This is a genomic window from Paenibacillus sp. FSL P2-0136 (assembly GCF_037975325.1).
Lineage (GTDB): Bacteria > Bacillota > Bacilli > Paenibacillales > Paenibacillaceae > Paenibacillus_AQ > Paenibacillus_AQ silagei.
In genome coordinates this window covers 5,497,274-5,521,992 of record NZ_CP150244.1, presented here as the reverse complement: position 1 = coordinate 5,521,992, position 24,719 = coordinate 5,497,274, and the positions used below count along the sequence as shown (strand labels likewise).

General features: G+C 55.5%; 15 protein-coding genes. 11 read left to right on the top strand and 4 right to left on the bottom strand.

The genetic code is table 11. The annotated features are described in order from the left end of the window. Nucleotides 1-32: 32 nt before the first annotated feature. The 5 genes from NYE26_RS23370 (at nt 33) to NYE26_RS23350 (ending at nt 5,996) form a co-directional block, all read left to right on the top strand. Nucleotides 33-908: a sugar ABC transporter permease gene (locus tag NYE26_RS23370; RefSeq protein ID WP_339250475.1), complete on the top strand. Its 876-nt coding sequence runs from the start codon at nt 33-35 to the stop codon at nt 906-908. Nucleotides 909-943: 35 nt separating this feature from the next. Then, on the top strand, nt 944-1,753 hold the full coding sequence (locus NYE26_RS23365) for a carbohydrate ABC transporter permease (protein WP_339250473.1): 810 nt from the start codon (nt 944-946) through the stop codon (nt 1,751-1,753). Between the two features lie 51 nt (nt 1,754-1,804). Further along, nucleotides 1,805-4,063, top strand: a complete 2,259-nt coding sequence (locus NYE26_RS23360; RefSeq protein WP_339250471.1) for a glycosyl hydrolase family 65 protein — start codon at nt 1,805-1,807, stop codon at nt 4,061-4,063. Then, entirely contained in the window at nt 4,044-4,781 is a 738-nt protein-coding gene (gene pgmB / locus NYE26_RS23355) for a beta-phosphoglucomutase (RefSeq protein WP_339250469.1), read from the top strand. The genes NYE26_RS23360 and pgmB overlap by 20 nt, the downstream gene beginning before the upstream one ends. Before the next feature lie 90 nt (nt 4,782-4,871). After that, nucleotides 4,872-5,996, top strand: a complete 1,125-nt coding sequence (locus NYE26_RS23350) for a DUF4432 family protein (protein ID WP_339250467.1) — start codon at nt 4,872-4,874, stop codon at nt 5,994-5,996. A gap of 399 nt (nt 5,997-6,395) precedes the next feature. Here NYE26_RS23350 and NYE26_RS23345 read toward each other — a convergent pair whose 3' ends face one another. From NYE26_RS23345 to NYE26_RS23335, 3 genes are all read right to left on the bottom strand, one after another. Further along, entirely contained in the window at nt 6,396-7,526 is a 1,131-nt protein-coding gene (locus tag NYE26_RS23345; RefSeq protein WP_339250465.1) for an IS4 family transposase, read from the bottom strand. A 562-nt stretch (nt 7,527-8,088) separates the two neighbouring features. Next, nucleotides 8,089-13,482 (bottom strand): CBM35 domain-containing protein, encoded by a 5,394-nt coding sequence (locus tag NYE26_RS23340; protein ID WP_339250463.1) that lies wholly within the window; start codon nt 13,480-13,482, stop codon nt 8,089-8,091. 326 nt (nt 13,483-13,808) lie between these two features. Next, nucleotides 13,809-15,794 carry an alpha-amylase family protein gene (locus NYE26_RS23335; protein WP_339250461.1) on the bottom strand — a complete coding sequence of 662 codons (1,986 nt, stop codon included), beginning with the start codon at nt 15,792-15,794 and terminating at the stop codon, nt 13,809-13,811. A 129-nt stretch (nt 15,795-15,923) separates the two neighbouring features. Between NYE26_RS23335 and NYE26_RS23330 the strand changes: the two genes are divergently transcribed. Next, nucleotides 15,924-16,829: an AraC family transcriptional regulator gene (locus tag NYE26_RS23330; protein WP_339250459.1), complete on the top strand. Its 906-nt coding sequence runs from the start codon at nt 15,924-15,926 to the stop codon at nt 16,827-16,829. Between the two features lie 19 nt (nt 16,830-16,848). On the opposite strand, the gene NYE26_RS23325 is transcribed toward NYE26_RS23330, so the two are convergent. Next, on the bottom strand, nt 16,849-17,715 hold the full coding sequence (locus tag NYE26_RS23325; RefSeq protein ID WP_339250457.1) for an AraC family transcriptional regulator: 867 nt from the start codon (nt 17,713-17,715) through the stop codon (nt 16,849-16,851). A 134-nt stretch (nt 17,716-17,849) separates the two neighbouring features. On the opposite strand from NYE26_RS23325, the gene NYE26_RS23320 reads away from it, so the two are divergent. The 5 genes from NYE26_RS23320 to NYE26_RS23300 all read left to right on the top strand — a co-directional run bounded on the left by NYE26_RS23320 (nt 17,850) and on the right by NYE26_RS23300 (nt 24,713). Beyond that, a complete protein-coding gene (locus NYE26_RS23320; RefSeq protein WP_339250455.1) occupies nt 17,850-18,602 on the top strand; it encodes a GDSL-type esterase/lipase family protein in 753 nt (250 codons plus the stop codon). 69 nt (nt 18,603-18,671) lie between these two features. Continuing rightward, nucleotides 18,672-20,981, top strand: a complete 2,310-nt coding sequence (locus tag NYE26_RS23315) for a helix-turn-helix domain-containing protein (RefSeq protein WP_339250453.1) — start codon at nt 18,672-18,674, stop codon at nt 20,979-20,981. A gap of 257 nt (nt 20,982-21,238) precedes the next feature. Continuing rightward, nucleotides 21,239-22,225 carry an ABC transporter permease subunit gene (locus NYE26_RS23310; protein WP_051478672.1) on the top strand — a complete coding sequence of 329 codons (987 nt, stop codon included), beginning with the start codon at nt 21,239-21,241 and terminating at the stop codon, nt 22,223-22,225. 15 nt (nt 22,226-22,240) lie between these two features. Then, nucleotides 22,241-23,125 (top strand): carbohydrate ABC transporter permease, encoded by an 885-nt coding sequence (locus tag NYE26_RS23305; protein ID WP_036732429.1) that lies wholly within the window; start codon nt 22,241-22,243, stop codon nt 23,123-23,125. A 37-nt stretch (nt 23,126-23,162) separates the two neighbouring features. Beyond that, a complete protein-coding gene (locus tag NYE26_RS23300; protein ID WP_339250450.1) occupies nt 23,163-24,713 on the top strand; it encodes an ABC transporter substrate-binding protein in 1,551 nt (516 codons plus the stop codon). Nucleotides 24,714-24,719 lie beyond the last annotated feature (6 nt).

Genomic DNA, 24,719 nt, shown 5'->3' with positions numbered 1-24,719 from the left:
ATGTAAGCTGAGGATTGGGGAGGACCATATGGATGGTTAGGAAAAATAGAGGGTATATCACGCTTTTCCTGTTACCGACTGTAATATTGTTTATTCTTGTCTATGCTGTCTCGCTGGTCATTCTGTTCGGCACCTCGTTTACCGAATGGTCGGCCGGACGCAGCCCGGCGTTTATCGGTCTCGCTAACTATGTGAAGCTGTTCACCGACGATGCCGATTTTCGCCAAAGCTCACTGAATACAGGCATCTGGGTCCTGCTCCAGTCTACGATCCACGTTGTCATCGGGACCCTGTTCGCCATTATTCTCAGTATGAAGGAATTCTACTGGAAGTTCGCACGCACGGTCTACATGTTTCCGAATATTATCTCGGGTGCAGCCGTAGGGATGCTGTTCCTGTGTATGCTCAATCCTGACTTTGGTGCGGTGAACAGTATCGCCCGCATGTTCGGGAATGCGGATTTCTCGCAGAACTGGTTCATGGATTATGCCACGGCCTTCTTCTCTGTCACGATGACCTGGCTGCCTTATGCGGCGGTTGTCACGATCCTGATTCTGGCGGAGATCGCAGCCATTCCGGAAAGCCTGTATGAATCGGCGCGGATCGACGGGGCCAGCACCTTCAAGATCAATTGGTACATTGTTATTCCCATGCTGCGCAACATTATCGGGACCTGCGTCATTCTGTCCGGAACCAGCATGCTGCAGAAGATGGATATTATTCTGATGACAACAGGCGGCGGACCCGGCAATGAGACGATGAACCTGCCTATCTATATTTACAAGACTGCACTCATGGACAATAACTTCGGTTACTCCAATTCAGTGGGCGTCTTCTTAATCGGCTTTGGCTTGATCTTTGTCCTGCTGTGCCGAAATCTGTTCAGAATAGGCAGCTCCCAAAACTGAATGGAGCGGATGGGGTGAGAATGTTGAAAAAGGGTATGGCTGTTCTTAAATATGGTTTTGTGCTGTTGATTGTTCTGTTGTCCCTGGGTCCGTTCCTGTGGGTGCTGCTCGCTTCGTTTAAGACCAATGCCGAGATTCTGACCAATTCGCTGGGCTGGCCAAGCAGCTTCCGCTTCTCTAATTACACGAAGGCCTTCCAAATAGCGCCGATCTCCCGGTTCTACATCAACAGCGTAATCGTGGGGATCTTCGGAACTCTGCTCAATCTGCTGCTGCTGGGAATGGCAGCCTATGTTCTGGCGCGCTTTAAATTTCGCGGCAAGAAGCTGCTGATGGGAGCCTTCTCCTTGTCGCTTCTGATTCCGGGCGCGGCGATGCTGCAGCCGCTGTACCTGACGGTGAACACGCTCGGGCTGTACGACAAGCTGATTGGACTTATTATTGTATACACCGGCTTCGGGTTGCCGGTCTCGCTCTACATTCTATCCAGCTATTTCCTGACCATTCCGAAGGAAATGGAGGAATCGGCTTATCTGGATGGGGCCAGCTTCATCCAGACGTTCTTCCGGATTATTCTGCCCATCTCGAAGCCGGGCTTCGGCACGGCCGGTGTAATGCAGTTCCTGCTCTGCTGGAATGAATTTCAGTTCGCCATTATTCTGACGACGGGGAATCAGAGCCGCACACTGCCGCTGGCGCTCTATTATTTCAAAAGCCAGTTTGCCAGTGATTACGGCGTCATGTTCGCGGCCACGATGGTCGTGATCATCCCGAGTATTGTGGTGTATATTCTGCTGCAGGAGCAGGTCGTATCCGGCCTTGCTGCGGGCGCGGTGAAGGGATGACCGGGCGGACGGAAATGCCAGTGAAAGATATCGGAGAAGTGAGGGTTGCAGATGAATGAGGATAACCTGTGGTGGCTGAAGGAAGACGGGTATGAAGCCCGGCTGCATAAGCATTATGAAGGGCTTTTCACCCAAGGGAACGGCTATATGCATGTCCGCGGAAGCTTCGAGGAAGGGTGCAGCGACGCGCCGCAGGATGAGGAATATCTGCGCTTTCCCGACAATGTTACGCTCGAAAAGCCGCGTCATCCCAAGTCCAAGCAGGGAACCTTCGTCCCGGGCATTGTTGCGCAGCATCCGCTGCTGAAGGAGGAGATTGTCAATCTCCCTTATATGCTGGGGCTTGAATTCCGGTCGGGAGACGAGGCTCTGGATATGGACCGCTGCCAGATCAGCGGCTACAGCCGCCGGCTGGATCTGCGGGATGGCAGGCTTCACCGCTCGTTCCTGTGGGAGACGAAAGAGGGAATGCAGCTTAAGTGTACCCATAGCCGCTATCTGAGTATGGCGGATACCCATCTGTGCATCCAGCAGGTCCAGCTGGAGGTGCTGGCGGGTGAAGGCCGGCTGGAGCTGGCGGCGACTCTGCGGGGAGATGTGCGGACGAACGGGATGAATCATTTTGCCCGGGTAGTTCCTTCGGCGGAATCCGGGGACTGTATATCGCTTGAGACACTGACAGAGGAGGGCAACCGGATCTTTATGCTGTCTGCGCTGGAAGCCTCTGAAGCGGTGAACTGGCAGGCCGGCCACACCCCGGTGATGGCTGCGCTTCGCGGGGAGCGCTGGCTGAAGACAGGTGACCGTCTGACCGTCAGCAAGCTGACTGCAGTGACAACCGACCGGGACAGGGAGGAAGGAACGGTCCGCGGCCGGGCAATGGCACAGCTTAGCCGCGCACGTAAATTGGGCGGGGAGCAGCTGTATAACCGGCATGCAGACTGCTGGAAGCGCAAATGGCAGGCCGCTGATATCCGTATCAAGGGAGATGATGCGGCACAATTAAGCGTTCGCGCCTCACTCTATCATCTCATCCGTGCGAATGCGGAGAAGGATGACAGGGTGGCCATCTGTGCCAAGGGATATGCCGGCGAAGCTTATTTCGGCAGATATTTCTGGGACACGGAGATTAACCTGCTGCCCTTCTTCCTGCACACCAATCCACAGGCAGCCCGCAATCTGCTTCTATTCCGCTACAATACGCTGGATGGAGCCAGACGCAACGCGCAGAAATATGGATACCGGGGAGCAAGGTATGCCTGGGAGTCGTCTATAAGCGGGGAAGAGCAATGTGCCAACTGGCAGTATGCGGATCATGAAATTCATATAACAGCGGATATTGTGTACGCGCTATATCATTACGTGAGGGCTACGGGCGACGATGAATTCTTGGAGCGCTATGCCGTAGATATTCTTGTGGAGACGGCCCGTTATTGGTGTGACCGGGTGGATTGGAGCCGGGAGGGGGAGGGCGGGCTGCTCGGCGTGATGGGACCGGATGAATATCTGCCTTTTACCCGCAACAATGCCTTCACCAACCGTATGGTCAAATTCAGTCTGGAGCAGACCGTTGCCTGTCTGGACAGTCTGGAAGACGGTAAGCGGGACAGCTATGCGGCTGCGGCTGCGCGGCTGGATATCCGTCCAGGTGAACGGGAGCGCTTCCGGCACACGGCGGAGAAGCTGAGGCTGCCGTATGACAGCCGGAGCGATATTGTTCCGCAATCCGATGATTTCGACTCCTATGCAGAGGTGGATTTTGCCAGTGTCTGGACCGACAGGTCCCGCCCCTTCGGCCATTTCATCTCCCAGGAGCGCAATTACCGCTCCAAGGCGCTGAAGCAGGCGGATGTGCTGGAATTAATGATGCTGTTCCCGCAGGAATTCACCCGGGCGCAGCTGAAGGCATCCTATGCCTATTATGAGCCGATTACGACTCATGATTCCTCTTTGTCAGCGGCAGTTCACGGCATTGTGGCTTCCTGGCTCGGCCAGAAGGAGGCTGCGGGGGCTTTCCTGCAGCGGGTGATGGATATCGATCTCTCGACAGAGAAGAAAGGTGCTGCCGAGGGGATTCACATCGCCAATTGCGGCGGCCTGTGGCAGCTGATCGTATACGGGTTCGCCGGGCTGAAGAGTGCGATGTGGAGTGAGAGTATTGAGCTGGAGCCCCGGCTGCCCGAGGGCTGGGAGGAGCTGAGCTTCACGCTGGCCTGGCGGGGAGTGCGCTACCAGATCACCGTTAATCCAGATACTTGTGAAGTACAGCAGCTGAATGGAGGGAATCTTGTTGCGGGCACAACCGTTTGAGGCAGCAATCTTCGACCTGGACGGTGTCATTGTCGATACCGCGAAGTTTCACTATACGGCCTGGAAGCGTCTTGCCGGTGAGCTGGGCTTCGCGTTCAGCGAAAGAGAGAATGAGCAGCTGAAGGGTGTCAGCCGCATGGAGTCGCTTGAGCTTCTGCTGCGGGCCGGCGGAATTACGGATCTGACAGCAGAGCAGAAGGAGGCTCTGGCCTCCCGCAAAAATGAGTGGTACAAGGAGCTGCTTGAGACGCTTACCCCGGACGATGTATTACCGGGTGTAAGGCGCTTTCTTGGGCGGTTACACTCCCGCGGAATCAGAACGGCGATTGCCTCGGCCAGCAAGAACGCGCCACTGATTCTGGAGAAGGTGAACATCCGGCCGCTGTTTGATGCGGTGGTGGACGGAAACAGCACCGCCCGGGCGAAGCCGGACCCGGAGGTGTTCCTACAGGCCGCCCGGTTACTTACTGCGGAGCCTGCTGCCTGTATAGTCTTTGAGGATGCGGCTGCGGGTGTAGAAGGTGCGGTCCGGGCAGGCATGCGCGTGGTCGGCATCGGAGACAGCGGACTGCTGGCCCGCGCCCACCTTACCGTCATCAGCTTCGAACAGCTGGAACCTGTATATCTGCTTAGCCATATCGGCATAGCCGGTCATACCGGAGGGGAAGAACGCCCGGATGAACATTGGGCGGTCCGGGGGGAACGGCTGGATGGCTGATGGGCGGACGGGGATGAATGGCCGGGAGGCTGAGAGGCGGACGGGGATGAATGGCGGGTTGGCAGAGGGGCGGACGGAAGGAGCATTTGGATGAACACTGAGCAAATTGGTAATTTGACGCTGGCCGAGCTGCAGCCGGACCTTCCACTAGCGCTGCCGGAAGGCGGCTATGTCAGTCTGGTGCTGGTTACAGACCGCTTCGGCTCGCAAATGAACAAGTTGACGATCTCCAATGGACGGCTGCTCTTCACCGTGATTTTGGAGCGGGGGATGGATATCGGGGAAATCTGGCTGGAGGCCGAGAAGATCAGCTGGGAGCGGGATGAGCGGTATCTGCTTCATCCGGATCATGTAGATCTGACCGATAATGAGCATTCGGGCTGGGATTCAGGGTTCTATGCGGCTGTAGCTGCTATAGGCCCTGAGATCTTCGGCACCCCGGATGAAGTCAGAACCGTCCACGGGACGGGTTCCTATTCCCCGGCGCTGCCGGAATCGGTGCGGCTGAGCTGGGATGAGCAGCAAATCTGCCTGGAGGGTGACATTCCGGTGAGAGGGTATGGAATATCGCCTGTGTATCATAAAACAGTCCGTATCATTACCCGTTACGGGGCGGCTGACCTGTTCCGTGAGGATACGGTGCAAAATGTAACAGATTCCGTCCAACCCGTTGATGACGGATACCATATCCAGCTGGCGGGAGCCTTCATGGCGGGCGGGGGGAGTTATATCCTGCCGGTTCTGCCTGAGAAAATGCTGCTCCGCGACTCTGCCCCGCCGGAAGCGGACCCGTTGGTTGTCTACGATGCCGGGACCCGGCTGGACCCGATCCGCTGTTATCAATACGTCCCTGAGCCCGTGGAGGGACTGGCCGGGCTGCCGCAGGTCCGATGTTATCCTGCTGCTGCAGGGGGAAGCCGGGGCTTGACCGCCGAGATGGTGGTGAACGCAGGACAGGATACTGCAGCCTATGTCATCCGTTCTCTGCAATGCTATCCCCGTTCGCTGATCGCCAAACGGGCGATCAGCGACTGCATGTATGCTCTGGAGCCATGTAAAACGCGGCCCAATTCCATGCAGCAAAAAACGATAGACGGTGAAACGGTCTATCTCGGGCCGCGCAGCCAGTGCAGCGGCTGGATCATTCTGGGGGCAAGCCGTGATCCAGCAGAGATTGCAGCCCTTATCGGCTTGATCCGAAGTGCAGCAAAGTGATGGGTGCCGGAGCAGCCCCATAAAGTGAGACCCATCCAAACACCATCCAAACACCTTCAAGAGAATGGACCCTACCGTAAGACAGGGCTACAATCTTGAAGGTGTTTTTATTGCAGAGAATGGGATTATCCGGCGGACAGAAATTACACGGGGGACAGAAGTTATCCGGCAGACATAAGAAGGCCAGGCACAAGAGGCCAAGGCGGAAATGTTGCACATTATGCAGCCTAGACTCTCAAATTACCGGCATGTAAGCCGGATTCCTGCACGAAATGCAGGATTTGCTCCGTATTGATGCAGGGAGGCAGGGAAATGATGACATTCGTACAACAATTGCCGGGCGGGGCCGAGTTTGTGAGGGAAATGTTGTATTTTGGGCAGGCGTGTTGATTACCCATATTATGGGATGACAAAAACACCTAAATGTTCTTTACGCCTGAGCTGATTAAGCTGAACCTGCCACTCCAGCGGAAGATTAAATATACGCCAGTACTGCATAAATTCCCATAGAGTCAGCTTAGCAAAGACCGGTACCTTCGGATGAATTTCATCAAAAATGTATTTCAGAAGCACATACGCGGTAAGGGCCACAAACAATTGGCTATACACTGCATTTTCGGTGGTTCCAAACAGACAAGGGACATTCAAATGCTGTTTCACCCAGCGGAAAAAGACTTCAATCTCCCAGCGTGCTTTGTAAATTTCAGCAATCACGTGAGCGGACTCTTTTCTCAAATCAGTGACGACCCGTACGACTTCGCCCCGGTCATTTTCAAATTCAACGACGCGGTGGCGCTGGGCGGATCGGTGTTTCCCTTGACCGATATAACAGGTGATATCGCGTACAATTTTGCTGTCTCCCTCTGCCGGTCGCTGACGTTTTCGCGGCAACACCAAGTGGAGATTGTCTTTCAAACGAATCACAAAGGACTGACCTTGCTGCACATATTGATCCAATCGACCGATTTTTCCATATGCCCGATCCTGGACTAGAAGGTAGTCCTTATCGGCCAAGACTTCTCCAAATGGAGCGTCATTGCGCCGGGCAATCGATTCGACCACCTTCACGGGTGAATGCTGTCCATGCGAGAAGGCCACATGCAGCTTGATACCTCCTCTGAATTTTTTATACGGAGCCCAAGACATACGGGAGTTTGCCGCCGTAACCGTCGTAGAGTCAATAAGCAGAAGATCTTTAGGCAGATTCAGGTGCCGCCGGGTTTGCCGGTTACATTTCTGGACGAGCATTTGAAACAAACGCTTGAAGATATCGTAAGGCACTTCACCGGCTTTGCCCGAAAGAGTGGAGTAATGAACCTTGGGCAAATCGTAGTTCGAGCCCACCCGAGCACTTTGACGAAAGCCATCCCATTTGTGGTAGCAGGCTTGGATAAAGTAGTCGAACAACACACCGACAGTCATTTTGATTCCTGTATCCTCGTAGTTCTTGGTTTGCCCAGTCACCATTTCGACTTCTTCCGGAGTTAATACTTGTTTGAACACGGCCAGGAATGGGGTATTATTATTCATGAGGTCGCCTCATTTCGGTTTGGTTTGGTCGTACTTACCATTACCCGAAATGGCGGCCTTTCTTGTCCCTTTTTTTGGGAAATCAACACGCTTATATTTTGGGCAGGAATTGAGAGATTAGTGTGACAGTATTAGAAGAGCGTCAGACTTAAACGGGCGGCTGGGGCGTTATGATGCCTGAAGGACTAAGGGATTTGCCCCAATTCTTTTCATTGAATCTGATACTGTATTAGATAGAGCAATGGCAAATGCATTTTGTACATTAGAATGCTGTGAAAAAGGCAATAAACGTAGACTCTATTGTATTCTGTACAGTTGAATTTCGAGTAAAGGCCATTTTTCATCTGAAATGCAACCTTCTATTGTACGAAATACAGTAGAATCCCATTTCGCAGAACAATATGAGATTTCTATTGCAGGAAATACAATTAGTTGGTTGAAATGTGCGGGTAACTGGATATTAAAGCGAGAGCACAGCAAGAGGCGCTCCCCCGGAAACGGTTTCGGGGGAGCGCCTTAATTATGCCTTGCAGAACAGGTGATAACCGTGTCCTGGCATGGCTTATTTCTTCAAGTAATTCAGCAGGAGCTGTGCAGCTTCGGCACGGGTGGCGGGAGCCTTCGGAGCGAAGGTGCCGTCAGCCCGGCCTTTCACGAGGCCGAGGGAAGCCGCTGCGGCCACTTGTTCCGCTGCCCAGCCGGAGATGCTGTCGGCATCCTTAAGGGATGGACTGAGAGGAGCAGCCGGAAGCGCGGTTCCCTGCCGGAGCTGATACGCCCGCAGCAGAATGACGGTCATCTCTTCCCGGCTGATCTCTGCATTCGGCTGGAAGGACTCTGCGGTCCGTCCGGTAATCAGGCCGGCCTCGACCATGCCGGAGAGTGCCTTCTGATACCAGGCGCTTTGCGGCACATCGGTGAAGCTAGTGGTGCCGCTGCCGCTTAGCTGCAGCGTGTTCGCCAGGAGCTGTGCGAATTCAGCCCGGGTAATATTCCGACCCGGCTGATAAGCCTGCTCCGAGATGCCCCGGATCAGATGCTTCGCAGACAGCTCACGCAGCGCGTCAAAGGCCCAGTGTGTGGCCGGAACATCACTGAATTGCTTGGAATACTCCAGCAGCGCGTAGGTGCCGCTGCCGTCAAGAAGTCCCTTCAATCCGCTGCCTTCGACAGCACCGCCCAGGTAGGTGAGCGTACCGTCACTCTCCACACGGTACAGGCCGAGCAGCTTCGGATCAAGTCCAGCGGCCGGCCAGCTGAGGCTTACCGGAACCGGATATTTGTCCAGCCGGTGGATCTTGCCGTCCGCCCCGGTCAGACTGAGGTCATAGCTCAGCAGCTTGCCCTTAAGCGTGACGCCTGCTCCGGTCTTCAGCGCCGCTTCGTCCAGCGTCTTCTGCGCTGCGGTCAGCAGGAGCCTGGCACCGCTGCGCCCGCCCGCAGGCACGGCTTCCGCCAGCTGATTCAGCAGCTCCGGCGCCAGCACAAGCCCGATTCCGTCTCCCTGCACACGCAGGGAACGGGTTCCCAGCAGCTCCCCGGCATTCACCGGAAGCTCCACTACAGCCGCTTGCCCCACCTGCACCGTAACCACTCCGTCTGTCCCTAGGCCGCTTAGCTGAGCTGCTGTAATGACTGCAGCCGCAGGACCCGGCGTTGCGGTTGGCTGCGGTGTGGGCTTAGGAGTTGCCGTTGATACCGGCGGGTCTACCGGGGTTACCGGAGGGTCCGTTGGTGTTACCGCCGGACGTACGGTCAGATCAATGTTCTCCGTAAAGGCTGTATCCGTATAGGAACGGTTGCCGATGTTACGGGTGTTGCTGATCTCTGCCTTGTAGGCTCCTGCATCATCAGCCCCGGCCTTCTCAACAGTCAGACTGCTGCCGGTGACGCCGTTCAGCACAAGGTCATTCTTCAGCCAGCGGTAGCTCAGCTCGCCATAAACCGAGCTGGCTACAACGGTAAAGGTAACGGAATCTCCCTCGGTTACCGGGTTAGCTGTCGCTGCGAACGACTGGATAGACGGCAGCTCATGCGCCGGATATACCTTGAGGGTAAGCTCCGTTCCGGTAACTCGTACCGAATTCACCTCGGTTGTGCCTGTCAGCACGACACGGTACTGTGTTCCGTCATCCTCCACTCCAGGAGTGAAGCTGTATACCGCTCCGGTAACACTGGCCGCCAGCCAGTCTCCGCCGTCCGGGCGCTTCATCTCCCACGCTATGGATTCGACATCTCCGGTAGTCTCAACCAGCAGCGTCAACGGTTCACCCGCCACTGTCTCCAGTCCGGCCGGCAGATCTATGCCGAATGCCGGAGGGGTCCATTCGGCATCCGCCGGAAGCACCTGCAGGATGTATTCCTGCTCCCCGGTTAAGCCGCCTTCGCCGGTCACCACGGCCTTGTACCGGTAGCCGCTCATCGCTTCGGACAGCTCCGGAAGCACCAGCTTGTCGCCATAGCCGACCGGCTCGCCATAGCCTTCACCCGTGTTCACATACCAGGTGTAGGACAGCGTTCCTGTACCTTGGCCTGCGGCGCGGAGCACTCCGTCTGAGCCTGCACGCATCGAGCCTTCACTGACAATCTGCACCTCCGGCGCTTTAAGCTCCCATTTCGCCGTCAGCGTTAGTGCGCCTGGCACTGTCCCTGCTGCAAAATCCCATTTCCCGGCCTCGTTGTACCAGCCCTCCAGCTCATAGCCTGCCTTCGTGACCGCCGGAGGTGTCAGTTTTTCCCCATATACAGCCTGAACAACCGTCTGCTCCGGACTTCCGCCACTCGCGTTAAAGGTAACCTCATGGCGGCCTCCCGGCTCGCTTAAGGCGCTGATCTCACTGTTGCTGAGATTGCGGACTTCAATCCGCATGCGCTGATTATCCTTCGCCTGGTCATCCGCTACGATTATTGACGCACCGTTACTATTGGATGCTCCGTTTACAGTAATGACTTTATTATTGCTTTTGTTCACGATCTTGTAATAGTCCCCGTCCTTCACCAGCTTCCACTGCTGGCTATCCGGGATCGTTCCCTTGGCCATCGTATTCTGACAGATCTGCTGTGTCGCGGAGCCGGGAAGAATATCAATAACCAGGCCGCTATGAACCGACTGGATCTGATAATATCCCGTGCCGAGATCCAGGAATCTCCATAGCTGATTATTGCCGTCACCATTAGCCCATTGGTTAATGACTGCCAGCGGATCACTGGACACCCGGTCCACATCCAGCGCTTTTCCGCTGTGCTTCGGCTGGATTTTGACCATTTTTTCAGGAATGATCTTCTTGGCAATGGAGCTCATAAATCCGCCGCTTGTCTTATCAATGGTGAGACTGTCGATATTGAATCTTCCGGTATCGCCTTGTTCACGGATGAATTCAATCGTGTTGTTGCCCGCATTCAGATTCACAGACTCGGTGCTGTTGGCCCACATCTCCCAGTTGGCGGTCGGAGTCAGGGAGACTTGCTTGATTCGCTGCCCGTTAACGTACATGGACATCGTTATGTTGGTGCTCTGTGCACCGGAATAGCGCAGGGTTGACGTATAGGCTGCCGTATTGGACACGTTGACCTCGAATTTCAGGGAATCGCCCGTTTGCTCGAAGCCGCCGACAAATCCGTTGCCTTCATACCACAGATGGTCTGTAGCGGCCTTTAAACTGCCCGAGCGGCTTGCTTCTTCTGCCTGATATCGCCAGGGCGTGCGCTTGGTCAGATGAATGCTGTCCATATTGATGATGCCGGAATGGTCCGTTTCGTTCTTATAAGTAATCGTGTTCTTGCCCTGCTTCAGGCTCAGCGTCTCAAGCTGCTCCTTCCAGACCGCAGGCCCTCCGGTAGCAGGGAGGGTGATGCTCTTGATCCGGGTGCCGTTTAAGTAGAAGGCCAGAGTTTTGCCCGCATCAGCTTTTGCATATCTCAATTTCACATCATAGGACGCCGCATTCTCAACATTTACAGCAAACTCTACCGAGGAGTTCGCAGCGGATAGCCCGGTCACATAACCGGTCCCCATGTTGCCGTCTTTGGCGTACACGACTGAAGTGTCAGCGCCACCGGTCAGCTTCGCATCCTCCGCGCCATAATGCCAGGTGGTGGCTTCGGTGACCGTGATATAGTCCAGATTGACATTGGCGGTATCACCGGCGTCATATTTGTACATGATCGTATTTTCCCCTTCTCTGAGGAAAACATTATCATAACGGTCGGCCCAGCGGTCCCAGCTCCCCAGGCTGAAGAAATCGACCCGCTTAATTTTTTGCCCGTTCACATACATAGTCAGAGTCCGGTCATCCGGAAACCCTAAGCTGTAGCCCAGATTAACCGAATAGCTGCCTGCACTGCCGGCATTAACCTTGAAGGTGACCGCAGAATCGGTAACCCATAAGCCGCCGGCAAATCCGGTTCCGCTATATCCCGCGTGGTTTCTGTCAATCTGAGCATTCCCGGACAGAATGGCATCTTCGGCCTCGTACAGGCTGCTTCGTTTGATAATCATCGCATCCAGGGCCAGCTCGCTTCTGCCGGATAACCGGATCGTGTTGCTTCCGGCATTCAGCTGAATATTATGAACGGAATGGATATCGAAGTTGGCATCAAAGCCTGCATTGGAGGCAAAAGAGACATTCCGGGCTGCCTCCCCGTTGACCTTTAATTTCATGTTAACCGTGCCTGGCGTATTGTTGTTGTATCTGAAATCCAGAGAGTAGGTTCCCGGTGCGTTGGTGTTCACTGTAAACTCTACATAGTTATTGTCGCTGCTGTTACTGAATTTCTCATACAGCCCGCCTGAAGCATAACCGCTTTTGCCGACGATTCTGTTCACACCTGACAGGCTTGCATCTTCGGCTTCGTAGATTTCGCTTTTTTCCTCGCCGGAGGGTCTGTTCAGGACAGTGCCGGGATTGGAAGGGATTCCAAGATTGATGAAATCATGATCATCCCAGTGGAAGCTCTGGGCTCTGATGCCCCGGTTCCCGCCGCCTTGTCCATGAGTCGGTATGCCATGATACATGATCCAATCCTCGGTGTCGTCCTCGGACTTCAGGAACAGGGGCGATCCCGGTCCGTAGGAGCTGTTCTCATCCGATCTTTTCATGACCGGCTCGGGATGCTTCACCCAGGACGCTGCCTGCATCACATCGGAGCCGGCATCCGCCACGGATACTCCCACAGAATAGTTATCATTCATAAAGCTGCTTGCAGAGTAAGCGAAATAGGTTTTGCCATTGCGTTCCACTACTGCCGCGCCCTCATTGATATTGTCGTGCTGCTTCTCCCAGTCATATTGCGGCCGGGCCACAGTGCCTTCCGGACCTTCCAGGGTCCAAGGGTTCTTCATTTTGACAATGGTTGGGCTCTCGTCAAATTTCGTCTTTGCCGGGTCGTTCGGGTCAGGATAATAGAAGTATTTGGTATAGGTGAAGTAGGTTTCTCCTTGAATGGATACCACTCCGCAGGCCAAACCGAAGCTCTCCGTGTTCAGCAGCCCTTGCTTGAGCGTAACCTGCCCGTCGCTGTCTGCATTGGCGGATTCGCCCTTAAGCTCCCAGGTTCCTTCAAAAGGATCGGGAGATGCATTCTCCAGGACATATGAGCTGGGATGACCATAACCGTAATCATTCTCCGGGCCGGAAGAGAAGTACAGGTACCATTTGCCCTCCAGCCTATAGATATAAGGACCCCATACGTATCCAAAGTTATTCGGCTTTTTCCAGACGACTTTGCTTTTGGCAACAGATACGCCGAGAATGGTCTCATGCCTCTTCAGGGTGATATTGTTATCGCCTGAAAAGGCTGAATAGTAATAGCCGTCTGCAGCCCTGGCGATGGTGGGATCAGCACCTCCCATAAGCGGATTGACAAAATTAGAGGTTACCTCTGCACTGGAGATGCCTGCCAGCATGAAGGACAGCAGAATCACAAAGGGTAACATCACCAAACTTTTTTTCCTCATAATAATCTCCTTATCTGTTCAATTTTCCTCTGAAGCTAAGGACTAATGATTTGAAACCGCTTACTTAAATGTGTAGCGCTACGCAATCATTATAAATTAAAAGTGGAACTGTTTTTCCGCATCATGTTTTGCGATATTTTGAGGGATTGTCAGGACTGGAGAAGTCTGCGGGATAGGAAGCCGGACGGCTTGCATTTTTTTTAGGTTTCTTATGTTATTTTGACTGCCTGGACCGGGAAGCAGAAACAGGCCTGCAAGCTGCGTCCGGGCAACTTACAGGCCTGTCTGGCATGACTGGCAGGGCGGAGTAACGGCCGTTCTTCCGGCTACACCAGCTCGACTACCGCTATCTGATGATTCTCCAAGTAAGGAATCGTGTAGGTGATCCCGCCCCCGCTGCTGACGGTGAACGGCAGCTCTGTCATCGACGGGGCCAGATAGACCCGGTGGACGGGGTCAGAGGAGGGGAGGCGCAGGCTGACGGAAATGTCCCGCAGCGGCACAATATCCTCGATGACTTCGATCCGGCCTTTGAGGGCGGGAGCGGCGTAGAGCAGATGGTGCACATAGCGCTGCTCTGCCTGCTGGTACTGCAGGGTCGTTATGCCCCGGGCCGGCAGATTAGTGCGAAGGGAAGGAAGCGGAAGCAGCCGCGACAGTGCATGCAGCACCATTTCCTTCAGGATAAGATGGCCGGCATCCGCATACTCGCTGAATACATCCCAGGCAATATAGATCCCGCTGCTGCTCTCCACCATCCCCGGCCCATTGTCTTCCTGTGCACCCGGCGTATGCTGGTGCGAGCAGAAGGTGAAGACATCGCGGTTGAAATAAGGATTCTCCAGATGACCGAGCGATTGTCCTTCCAAGAGTTCCACCAGCTGACCCTCGCCGTACATTACATAGGATGCGGACAGCAGGGCGCCGGGCGTGAAATGGGGCTTGAAGTAAGACGGCCGGTAAGGGTTGGCCCCCAGCGAGCTGATCCCCAGGTTCAGTGCAAAAGCATCGCCTTCCGGATTCAGGCCGGAGCGTCCGGTGGCCAGCACTTTGCCGCCTCCGGCGGTAAAGGACCCGATCGCGTCGGCCAGCTCCGGCCATACGGGCACCTCATCGGGCAGCACCAGCACTTTGTAGGCGGTGAAGTCGCTGAACGTATCTACGATGTCATACAGGTAGTGGCCTTCTGTCAGTATGCGTACCGCACCGGCATCCGCTAGATTGCGTTCCCCCCTGCGTGCCTGTCCGCCGGGGCTGGCTTCACGTGCAGCCTCCAGGGACAGGACGGCAATATCTGCAACGGACGTAACCCCGCTGCACCACTCCTCCTTCGCCTCCACCTCGCTGTAGGCGGCGCCGATCAGGGCATAGGTCGCTTCATCCATCCAGCCGGAAGGGTGAAGCTGGTCGCCGATGGAGCATCGGGCGCCATGGGCGAGGCTGAGTGCGGCTTCGAACCGCAGCGCGTTCGGATGCTTATACCCGCCGAATTCGCCCCAGGAGGTATGGAATTTGCCGGTCATGCCGAGGAATTCCATGCCGAGCGTCTGGGCGTAGCGTGCCGACAGCGGGAAATGGTCATACCCCCAGCCTCCGGTAGGAAGCGACTCCAGCTCCAGATGGCTGTTGACCTGCACCAGATCGCGGCGTCCCCGCTGCTGATGGCCGTTGTTGTGATAGACCGGCAGGCCGGGCTTCACGGCATCAATCGTCTCCCGCACACGGCGGGCATAATTCAGGTAGGTCTGCTCGCCGAGGGCGATGACGGCTGCTTCATCGCGGGGGTCCCGGCCGGCTGCCCGCAGGGCGGCGACGCAGTATTGACAGCGGCACTTGCGGACGCCGACAATGTCGAGGAAGATACCGTCTGCCTCGTACCGGGAGACGGCTTCATGAATCTGGGCCAGCAGGATGTCCAGGTAAGGCGTGTTCAGGCAGAACTCATGGTAGCCCGGGGTCATGAAGTCTTTTACCCAGCGTGTACGGTCCTCGGCATCGCGGATCAGCCACTCCGGATGACGGCGGGCCAGCTTCTCATCAAGACCGGCTGACAGATAGACCGGAGTCTTGACCCCGATTTCATGAGCGGCTTCAATCATCTCGCCCAGCAGGTCAAAGGAGAGGCCGGGATGAATCTCATTGGCGTCGCTGGGATGATAGGCCCAGCCGTGATGGCATTTGGAGAATACGGTGACCGAGTCTACGTGACCTGAGCGCAGCATGGACTGGAACTGGGATTTGGAGAAGGCCTGCCCGATGCCGGGAATGGCTTCAGAAGTATGGAAATCAAGATGAACCTGACGGAAACGCATGGATACACAACCCCTTAGAGAATTGGATGAAAAGCGGATTCCCAGTCAATGTACCTCTTTTCCGCCGTGGCAGCCAGTGATAATATAGACTTTGAATAGCACAAAATCGACCTGAGACAAGGGGGAGCTATGATGCTGTGCCTGGAATTTGCGATTCCCCCGCTGCCGCAGCTGGTTACGGTGGGACATGCGGTCTGGTCTCCGGGGGACCGGCATTTCGCCCGCACGTTCGGTGTGTACGATCTGCTGCTGGTCAAGCGGGGAACGCTCTATATGGCAGAGGAAGGCAAGGAATACGCAGTGGGTGCGGGACAACTCCTGGTGCTGGAGGCGGGAAGGCCGCATGACGGGTACCGGGCCTGTGCGGAGGATACGGAAATTTACTGGGTGCACTTCATCCATGAGCATAAGCCGGGATATATCCGGCGCGGGGAGATTCCCTGGTCTTCACTGCTGGCTAAGGGAACGGTGGAGGATGAGGAACCGTCTGTGCAGCAGCGCCTGTACCTGCCCAAATTCGCCCCGGTTGATATAGAGGCATTGGAGCCGGTATTGCAGGAGATGAACGAGATTCACAGCCGGCTGAGCGCAGAGAACGCACTCCGGCTCCAGCTGCTGCTGGCCGGTCTGCTGGTAGCGCTGCAGGCGGAATGCCAGCGGACGGGCCAGCCGGAGCCGGCGGCCCGGCTGGCCCGGGCTGCCGCTGCCTATCTGGATGTCCACTGGAGACAGCCGTTTCATCTGGCCGGGCTTGCGGAGGAGCTGCATTTCCAGGCGGATTATATTACGAGGTGCATGAAGCAGCATATCAGCACGACGCCGCTGCAGTATGTGCTGCAGCGGCGCCTGGAGGAAGCGAAGAAGCTGCTTGGCGGTACGGTGCTGGACATTGCTGAAATTGCCGAACGGGTCGGTATTCAGGACCCGAACTATATGACACGCCTGTTCAGCATGAGGTTCGGTGTCACCCCCGGGGCATACCGGCGGCGGCTGCGCATGCGGGATGAGGCTGCCGCCGATACGGAGGAAATCTGAGCGATGGCCGGGGATAAGGTCAGGAATTCAGGATTCGCTCGCGGTACTGGGTGGGGGTGCAGTTGAATACTTTGCGGAACTGGCGTGAGTAGTAATTCTGGTCATGGAAGCCGCTGTCCATCGCCACCTGGGAGACGCTCAGGCCGGGGCTGCGCAGCAGCGTGCAGGAATAATCCAGCCGCTTGCGGATTACATAATCCATCGGCGTGGTCTGGTAGTTGCGGGTGAACACTCTCAGGAACTGGCGGGTGGACATATAGGCCATATCCGCCATGGACTGGAGGGTGACCGGCTGCAGGAAATGCTCCTCGATATAGGTGACCGTCTCACCGATCCGCAGCGCCTTGTTATCCTCGTGGCCGCTGCTGTTCTGATAATAACGAGAGAGCATGCCTACCAAGGCGGTGAAATAGGTGCGGATCATCAGCCGGTATCCTTCAGGCTGACGGTCATGCTCTTCCAGAATGTCATCCAGCAGCCGCGTCGCCTCCCGGAGCTGCCCGGCTTCCAGGGAGAGCATGCCCTTGAAGTACATCTCCTTCCGGTAGAACGGCTCGATATAGAATAATGCCTGGAACCCCGGCAGCAGTCTGAGCTCGGACTGCTGGAGCAGCTGTTCAGGCTGGAACATCACATTGACGTATTCGATGCCCTCGACATTCTTGTAGCCATGGGAAACGTTGCTGTGGATCAGAAAAACCTGGCCGGCGGTAACCGGATACTCTCTCCCTTCAATGATATGCACGGCGTTTCCCGACAGGATGACGACCAGCTCGGAGAAGTCATGGCTGTGGACGTAGTAATCATGGGTCAGCGGGCACTTCTGGATTCTGAAGGTGAAGCCGGGCTCAAGTCCAATGTCCCGCGCTAGTATTTTGGTTGTCATGGCAATATTATGCTAAAGAAGGTCGGGATCGTCAAGGCGGAGAACGGCGGGCGGCGCTACCATTAGATTGCGGGCATATTTGCCTGGCTGGGGACAGCCGGGGAGACCTGCGTAATGGTCAGGAGGGGAAAAGAATGCTTCATTTACTAAATCACAACGTACTGAATCATAAAGAAAAACCAAGTACCGGAAATCTCCGGATACTGTTCCTCGGGGACAGCATTACGGCAGACGGCCGGTATATCAGCCTGGTCCGGGAAGGCTTAAGCAGGCACCGCCCGGAGCTGGAGGTGGAACTGCTTGCGTGCGGGGTTCCCAGCGAGACCGTCTCGGGACTCAGCGAAGCCGCGCATCCATTTCCGCGGCCCTGTGTCCATGACCGGCTGGCAGGCGAGCTGGCGGCGGTCAGTCCCGATGTGGCCGTTGCCTGTTACGGGATGAATGACGGGATCTATCATCCCTTCTCGGAAGCGCGCTTTGCAGCCTATCAGTCCGGGATGAAGCGTCTGAGCGCTCTTATCCGTGAAGCAGGAGCCGCTGCCGTGCTGCTGACACCGCCGCCGTTTCACGCCGCCTCGATGGACGGTCCGCTGCAGCCCGCAGAGGCGGCTGATTTCAGCTATCTCGCGCCTTACCGGGATTATGACCGTGTATTGGAGCGTTATGCGGACTGGTTGATCTCCGGCGGCTGTCCTGCAGACGGTGTCATCGACATACGTACACCGCTGCTGGAGCATATCCGGCATGAGCGGCTGCTTCATGACTCTTACCGCTACGGGGACGGTATCCACCCGGATCTGTCCGGTCACCGGATCATGGCGCAGGTGCTGCTGCGGGAGTTATTCCGCCAGGATCCGGACGGACTCCGGGAGCAGCCCTGTTCCTGAACCCCTGATTGACAAGCAAAATAGCGCGGGATTATAGTAGTGTCACCCTAAGAGCCGGGAGAGAGGACCATGAATATACTTCAGACAATCCGCTCGCGCAAATATTTACAGCGGATTCTGCTCAGCTTCATGCTTGTTGTCGCCACACTGGCGGCGGCCTCGCTGTTTGTGAACTCGGGTGCCCGCAGCAAGGTGCTTAGCCTGCAGAACGAGGCAGACCGCAAGCTGCTGACCCAGATTAATTACAACATAGAGAACATGAACGGCATCGTTAAGGATTTGGCCGTATCTCTATACAATGATGAGGAGCTGCTGGCCCTGAAGTCAGGTGCGGATTACAGGCAGAGCATTCTCAAGATCGAGCGCCTGAATCATACCGTGGCGGCTTCCCCTTATCTGCACGCTGCCGTGTTCTATAACGGCGCCCAGCACCGGTTCTTCTCGTCGCTGAATCATGAGATTGATAACCGCGTTCTGTACGATTCCCTGAAGGGTTACATGGGCTCCCGGGCGGATCTGCCCAAGCTGCAGCTGATTCCCCTGGACCTTGACGGAAAGGGCGGGGGCATAGACGTCTTTGCCTTCTTCCTGTATGACGGGGAGTCGCTGGGTTCAATCAATGACAACGTGCTGATATTGACGGTGAAGCCGGGGTGGATGCTGGATAATATGAAAGCGCTTAACCAGGTGGCCGAGCGGCAGAATGATGTCCTGTTCGTAACGGACAGCGAGGGTGAGGTGCTTATTTCTACGGACGGCCTGCTTCCTGCCGGGCTGAATATCAGGGGTGAGCTGCTGCCGCGGATCAGCGCCTCGGGCAAGCCGCTGAATTCCTTCAATTATACACATGAAGACAGGAAGTATAAGGTCACTTATCTGAGCAAAGCGCTGAACAACTGGCAGATTGTCAGCATGCAGGATTACGATGTTGTGCTGGGCAGCGTCCGGCAGATGAAATGGACGGAAATCGCGGTTACGCTGTCTGTTGTTCTGCTGGCCGTGCTGTTGTCCGTGTTCTTTGCGGTGCGGCTGTATAAGCCGGTCGGCCAGCTGCTGACGCTGGTGCCGCAGGAGGCGCACGGCACTCCGCAGGCGAAGGATGAGCTGTCGCTGATTGCGGCCAATGTGACCGAGATGATCAGCAAGCTGAAGGGGCTTGAGCTGGAGCGGGCCTCGCAGTCGAATATTGCCAAGCTCTATCAGCTGCGCAGCCTGATCGGGTCCAGCCACAGCATGGATGAGGCTGCCTTCAGGCAGCTCAGGGAGCAGCATGGCATTGACATCGCTTATCCGTCTCCGCTCCGTCTGGCGCTGGTGCAGATTGATAATCTGCAGGGGCTGGCCGCCGAACCGGGGCTGCCGATGGAGTCCCTGCTGTATTTCGCCATTGCTAACATCGGCCAGGAGCAGCTGCGGCTGGAAGGCACTTGTGAAGCGGCCGATATGAAGAGCGGTCATCTGGTCTTTATTGCCGGGAGTGACGACAGGGAACTGGCGAAGCTGGAGGAACGGTTCAGGGAGCTTCAGCAGACGATCGGAAACTATTATCATATTACTTTTACAGTCACGCTAAGCGAGGTCTTCACGGATTACCGCGACATCACCCGGCATTACAATCTGGCCATCCGCCACTCCGGCTACCGGATGATCTACGGCAAGGGGGCAGTGCTTGAGCCGGGGATGCTCCGGGAGAATGAGGCAAATGAATCCCTTCGTATCCCACAGGAGCTGGAACGGCAGCTGACGGAGGGACTGAAGGGCGGGGATCTGGCAGAGACGGAGCAGACGATCCGCAAATGGAGAGAGCTGCTGGGCAGCTTCAGCTACGAGAATATGTTCTCTGCGGTGCTTCATCTTGCAGTTACGCTAAGCAACACGCTTGGCGAGATGAACAGCCGCAACGTCAACCCGGTCTCGGTCAACCTGCAGGCCGTCAACCGCCGTATTCTGGAAAAGGAAACGCTGGATGAGATCGAGGCTGTGCTCCTGGAGGTGGTGCGTGAGGTCGCTGAGCAGCGGCGGAGCGGGCGCGAGGACAAGAACAGGCTGCTGGCGGAGACCGTGAAGGAAATTATTGATAAGCATTACGCCGATCCTGACCTTAATGTGCAGCGCATCGCCGACATGCTCAAGATGAGCTCCGTCTATCTGGGCCAGGTATTTAAGGCGCAGGAAGGAACGACGGTGGTTGATCAGATCAACGCAGCCCGCCTGGCCTGCGCCAGAGAGTATCTGGAGCAGAAGGACCTGACCGTGACAGAGATTATGGAGAAGGTCGGGTTCGGGAATGAAAGCTATTTCTACCGCCTGTTCAAACGCCGCTACGGCACCACGCCGAAGGAATACCGCCTGAAATCGGCCATTGACCGCAGCAAATAAACAAAGCCAATAAACAGGGTTTTCAGCCTTAAGCCAGGCCCGCTAATGGACATTGTTCCTATAGCGGGCTTTTTGCTGCGCGATGCATGCCACGGCCCGGCCGGAGCAGGAATCTGGCAACAATACAGCCCGGATCTACAGCAATCTTGCAATTGTACAGTAACGCAGTGGCCTGGTTCTGCGCTATGTTAGTCGTGCAAAGCCTGGGACACAGGCAGACAGCTGCAGCTAAGGAAGGAAAGGAAGGGGCTTTGGTTATGTTGAATAAGGTTCCACTGGCGGAACAACAAGCAAGTCCGGGTGCGCCTGCGGCAACGCGTAAAAAGACCTGGATCGGAAGGGAGCTTCACCATTTCCGGAACAACCGGGAGCTGTTTCTGCTCTCGCTGCCGGGACTGCTGTACAAATTGATTTTTGCCTATATTCCAATGATCGGCCTGATTATCGCCTTCAAGAACTACAGGTACGATCTCGGGATCTTCGGCAGCAAGTGGGTGGGACTGGACAATTTCCGTTACTTATTCACTACGGATACGGCGTGGCGGATCACCCGTAATACGGTTCTATATAATACCGCGTACATTCTGGTGGGGACCTCGGCAGCGCTGCTGCTGGCGATTCTGATGAACGAAATCAAGGCGAAATGGAGCAAGTTCTACCAGACGGCCCTGTTTCTGCCGCATTTCCTGTCCTGGGTGCTTGTAGGTTATGTGGCGTACGCCTTCCTGAACCATTCGGACGGATTTATCAACCGCACCCTCGAATCCTTCGGGCTGAACCCGGTGAGCTGGTACCAGGATGCCGGGCCGTGGCCGGTGATACTTATTCTGGTCCAGCTATGGAAGGTGGTGGGGTTCAACACGCTGATTTATTTTGCCGGCATTATCGGCATTAACAGCGAATATTACGAAGCGGCGCGGATCGACGGGGCGACCAAGCGGCAGATGGCCTTCAAAATCACGATTCCCCTGATGGCCCCGATCATCATCATTATGCTGATCCTGTCTATCGGCAATATGTTCCGCGGCGACTTCGGCCTGCATTATTTCATCCCGAACAACTCGGGCTTTCTCTACGGCTCTACCGACATCATTGATACCTATGTGTACCGCGCGCTGCGTGAAGTCGGCAATGTAAGCATGTCTGCGGCTACAGGCTTCTACCAGTCGGTGGTCGGTCTGGTGCTGGTGCTGACGGCCAACGGAATTGTGCGCAAGGTCGATCCCGATAATTCCCTGTGGTAAGGAGGTGCCCTGAGCATGGGCAAAACATTCGAATTTTCCAAGCTGTTCATTAATCTGCTGTTTACGGTGCTGTCGCTGGTGGTCATTCTGCCGTTTGTACTGGTCATCGCAGTCTCGCTGACGGATGAAAAGTCGCTGACTGCAAACGGGTACCAGTTCATCCCCGAGTCCTTCAGTCTGGATGCCTACCGCTATCTGCTGGACGCGCCTGACATCCTGCTCCGGGCCTATGGCGTGACCTTCACGATAACCATCATCGGCGCGCTGACCGGACTGCTGCTGACCGCGATGACCGCGTACGTGATTTCAAGGCAGGATTATCGGTATAACCGGGCGACGACCTTTTATGTATTTTTCACCATGCTGTTCAGCGGGGGGCTCGTTCCTTCCTACATTCTGATTACGCAATATCTGCATCTGAAGGACAGCCTGCTGGCGCTGATTCTGCCCATCCTGCTGTCGCCGTTCAACATTATGGTCATGAAGGGCTTCATGTCCAAGATCCCGCTGGAGATCATCGAATCGGCCAAAATCGACGGCGCACGGGAATTCCGTATTTTCTTCCGGATCATCCTGCCGCTCTCAACGCCTGCGCTGGCTACTCTGGGCCTGCTGATTTCCTTCACCTACTGGAACGAATGGTTTAACGCGATGCTCTACATTGATGATCCGAACAAGGTGCCGCTGCAGCTTCTGCTGGTGCGGACGCTCAACAGCATCGAGTTTCTCACGACGAACTCTGAATTTACCGGGCAGCTTGGCATTGATCTGAGCAGCTTCCCCAACAGCTCCGCGCGGATGGCGATTGCCGTACTGGCCGGCGGACCGATGCTGGTCATCTTCCCGTTCTTTCAGCGGTTTTTCGTCAAAGGGCTTACGGTTGGCTCCCTAAAGGGTTAACATACATTACATGTACTAAGTACAGGAGGTCACTTACATGAAAAAAGGGCTGGTTGGCGTTTTGGCATCCGTATTGCTGGCTGCATCCGTGCTGTCAGGCTGCGGAGGGAACAATAACGGCGGCAATGGTAATGCCGCTAAAGGTACGGAAGGAAGCGGAGCGGAGGCAACGCAAAGTGCGGCTGCGGAAGGCGGGAAGGATGGCGAGCTGAAGCCGGTCGAGCTGACCTGGTATTATCCGCTGTCCCAGCTTCAGGCAGACCAGGATAAGGTGCAGGAGGAAGTCAACAAGATTACGAAGGCGAAGATCAATGCCACCGTCAAGCTGATGCCTGTAGCGATCGGGGATTATGTGCAGAAGATGAACACGGTGCTTGCAGCAGGCGAGAAGTTCGACATTCTCTGGACCGGCTACATGCTGAAGCCGGAAGAGCTGGTGCGCAAGGGCGCGATTCAGCCGATGGATAAGCTGCTGGAGGAATACGCTCCGGAGCTGAAGGCGGAGGTGCCGCAGGTGATGTGGGACGGCCTCTCGGTGGACGGGGAGATTTACGGTATCCCGAACCAGCAGATCAACGGCTCCCGTTACGGATTTATCATCCAGAAGCGTTTTGCCGACAAGTATAATCTTGATACCGCTTCCATCAAAAAAATAGAAGACATCGAGCCGTTCCTGGCCCAGATTAAGCAGAACGAGCCGGATATCATTCCGTTTGGCATATTCGGCACTTCCTTCATCAATCCGCAGTCGCATGACGACAAGTACTGGGTAGTTCCGGGTCTGGATGACCATTTCTATATCAAAACCGATGATCCTACGTATACGCTCCAGCGCTATCCGGAAGAAGAGCTGGACAATTTCCGGCTGGCCAGCAAATGGTATAAGGAGGGCTATATTTACAAGGATGCCGCTACCGAAAAAGCGAATGATTACCTCGCCAAAGGCCAAATTGCCGTCGATTTCAACGTGACGCTGAAGCCGGGCGTGGAAGCGGAGGTCAAGGCCAAAAACGGCGGCAACGAGGTCATTACGGTTCCGCTCAGCGACTGGTTCTCCAACGGCTATTCGGCGACCACCAACCAGTCGATCAGCCGTACTGCCCCTAATCCGGAGCGTGCCATGATGCTGCTGAATCTGGTCAATACCGACAAGGAGCTGTACAATCTGCTCTGCAACGGCATTGCCGGAGAACACTATGACAAGTTGGACGGGGAGTACATCAAGGCCAAAGCGGACTCCCGTTATCTGCCGAATATGGACTGGGTGTTCGGCAGCGTATTCAACTCGTATCTGAAGGAAGGACAGCCGGAGAATGTCTGGGAGGAGACCAAGAAGATCAACTCGAGTTCCGAGGTTAATCCTGTAGGTGCCTTCAAATTCAATTCCGAGCCGGTGAATACGGAGATTGCCAACCTGAATGCCGTGTGGGGAGAATACAAACGCGGACTCGTGACCGGAACGCTTGATTTCGAAGAAACCTGGCCTGCGCTGTACGGCAAGCTGAAGGAAGCGGGCGAAGAGAAATACGTGGCTGAAGTCACCAAACAATTTGAACAATTCCTTAAGGATAAAGGTCTGAAGAAGTAAGCCCCT

Bases quoted from the DNA above. Each gene is read 5' to 3' on its own strand.
- NYE26_RS23350 (WP_339250467.1), top strand. From the start codon at position 4,872: ATGAACACTGAGCAAATTGGTAATTTGACGCTGGCCGAGCTGCAGCCG.
- NYE26_RS23300 (WP_339250450.1), top strand. From the start codon at position 23,163: ATGAAAAAAGGGCTGGTTGGCGTTTTGGCATCCGTATTGCTGGCTGCA.
- NYE26_RS23325 (WP_339250457.1), bottom strand. From the start codon at position 17,715: ATGACAACCAAAATACTAGCGCGGGACATTGGACTTGAGCCCGGCTTC.
- NYE26_RS23330 (WP_339250459.1), top strand. From the start codon at position 15,924: ATGATGCTGTGCCTGGAATTTGCGATTCCCCCGCTGCCGCAGCTGGTT.
- NYE26_RS23320 (WP_339250455.1), top strand. From the start codon at position 17,850: ATGCTTCATTTACTAAATCACAACGTACTGAATCATAAAGAAAAACCA.
- NYE26_RS23335 (WP_339250461.1), bottom strand. From the start codon at position 15,794: ATGCGTTTCCGTCAGGTTCATCTTGATTTCCATACTTCTGAAGCCATT.
- NYE26_RS23315 (WP_339250453.1), top strand. From the start codon at position 18,672: ATGAATATACTTCAGACAATCCGCTCGCGCAAATATTTACAGCGGATT.
- NYE26_RS23370 (WP_339250475.1), top strand. From the start codon at position 33: ATGGTTAGGAAAAATAGAGGGTATATCACGCTTTTCCTGTTACCGACT.
- NYE26_RS23360 (WP_339250471.1), top strand. From the start codon at position 1,805: ATGAATGAGGATAACCTGTGGTGGCTGAAGGAAGACGGGTATGAAGCC.
- NYE26_RS23345 (WP_339250465.1), bottom strand. From the start codon at position 7,526: ATGAATAATAATACCCCATTCCTGGCCGTGTTCAAACAAGTATTAACT.
- NYE26_RS23305 (WP_036732429.1), top strand. From the start codon at position 22,241: ATGGGCAAAACATTCGAATTTTCCAAGCTGTTCATTAATCTGCTGTTT.
- NYE26_RS23365 (WP_339250473.1), top strand. From the start codon at position 944: ATGGCTGTTCTTAAATATGGTTTTGTGCTGTTGATTGTTCTGTTGTCC.
- NYE26_RS23340 (WP_339250463.1), bottom strand. From the start codon at position 13,482: ATGAGGAAAAAAAGTTTGGTGATGTTACCCTTTGTGATTCTGCTGTCC.
- NYE26_RS23310 (WP_051478672.1), top strand. From the start codon at position 21,239: ATGTTGAATAAGGTTCCACTGGCGGAACAACAAGCAAGTCCGGGTGCG.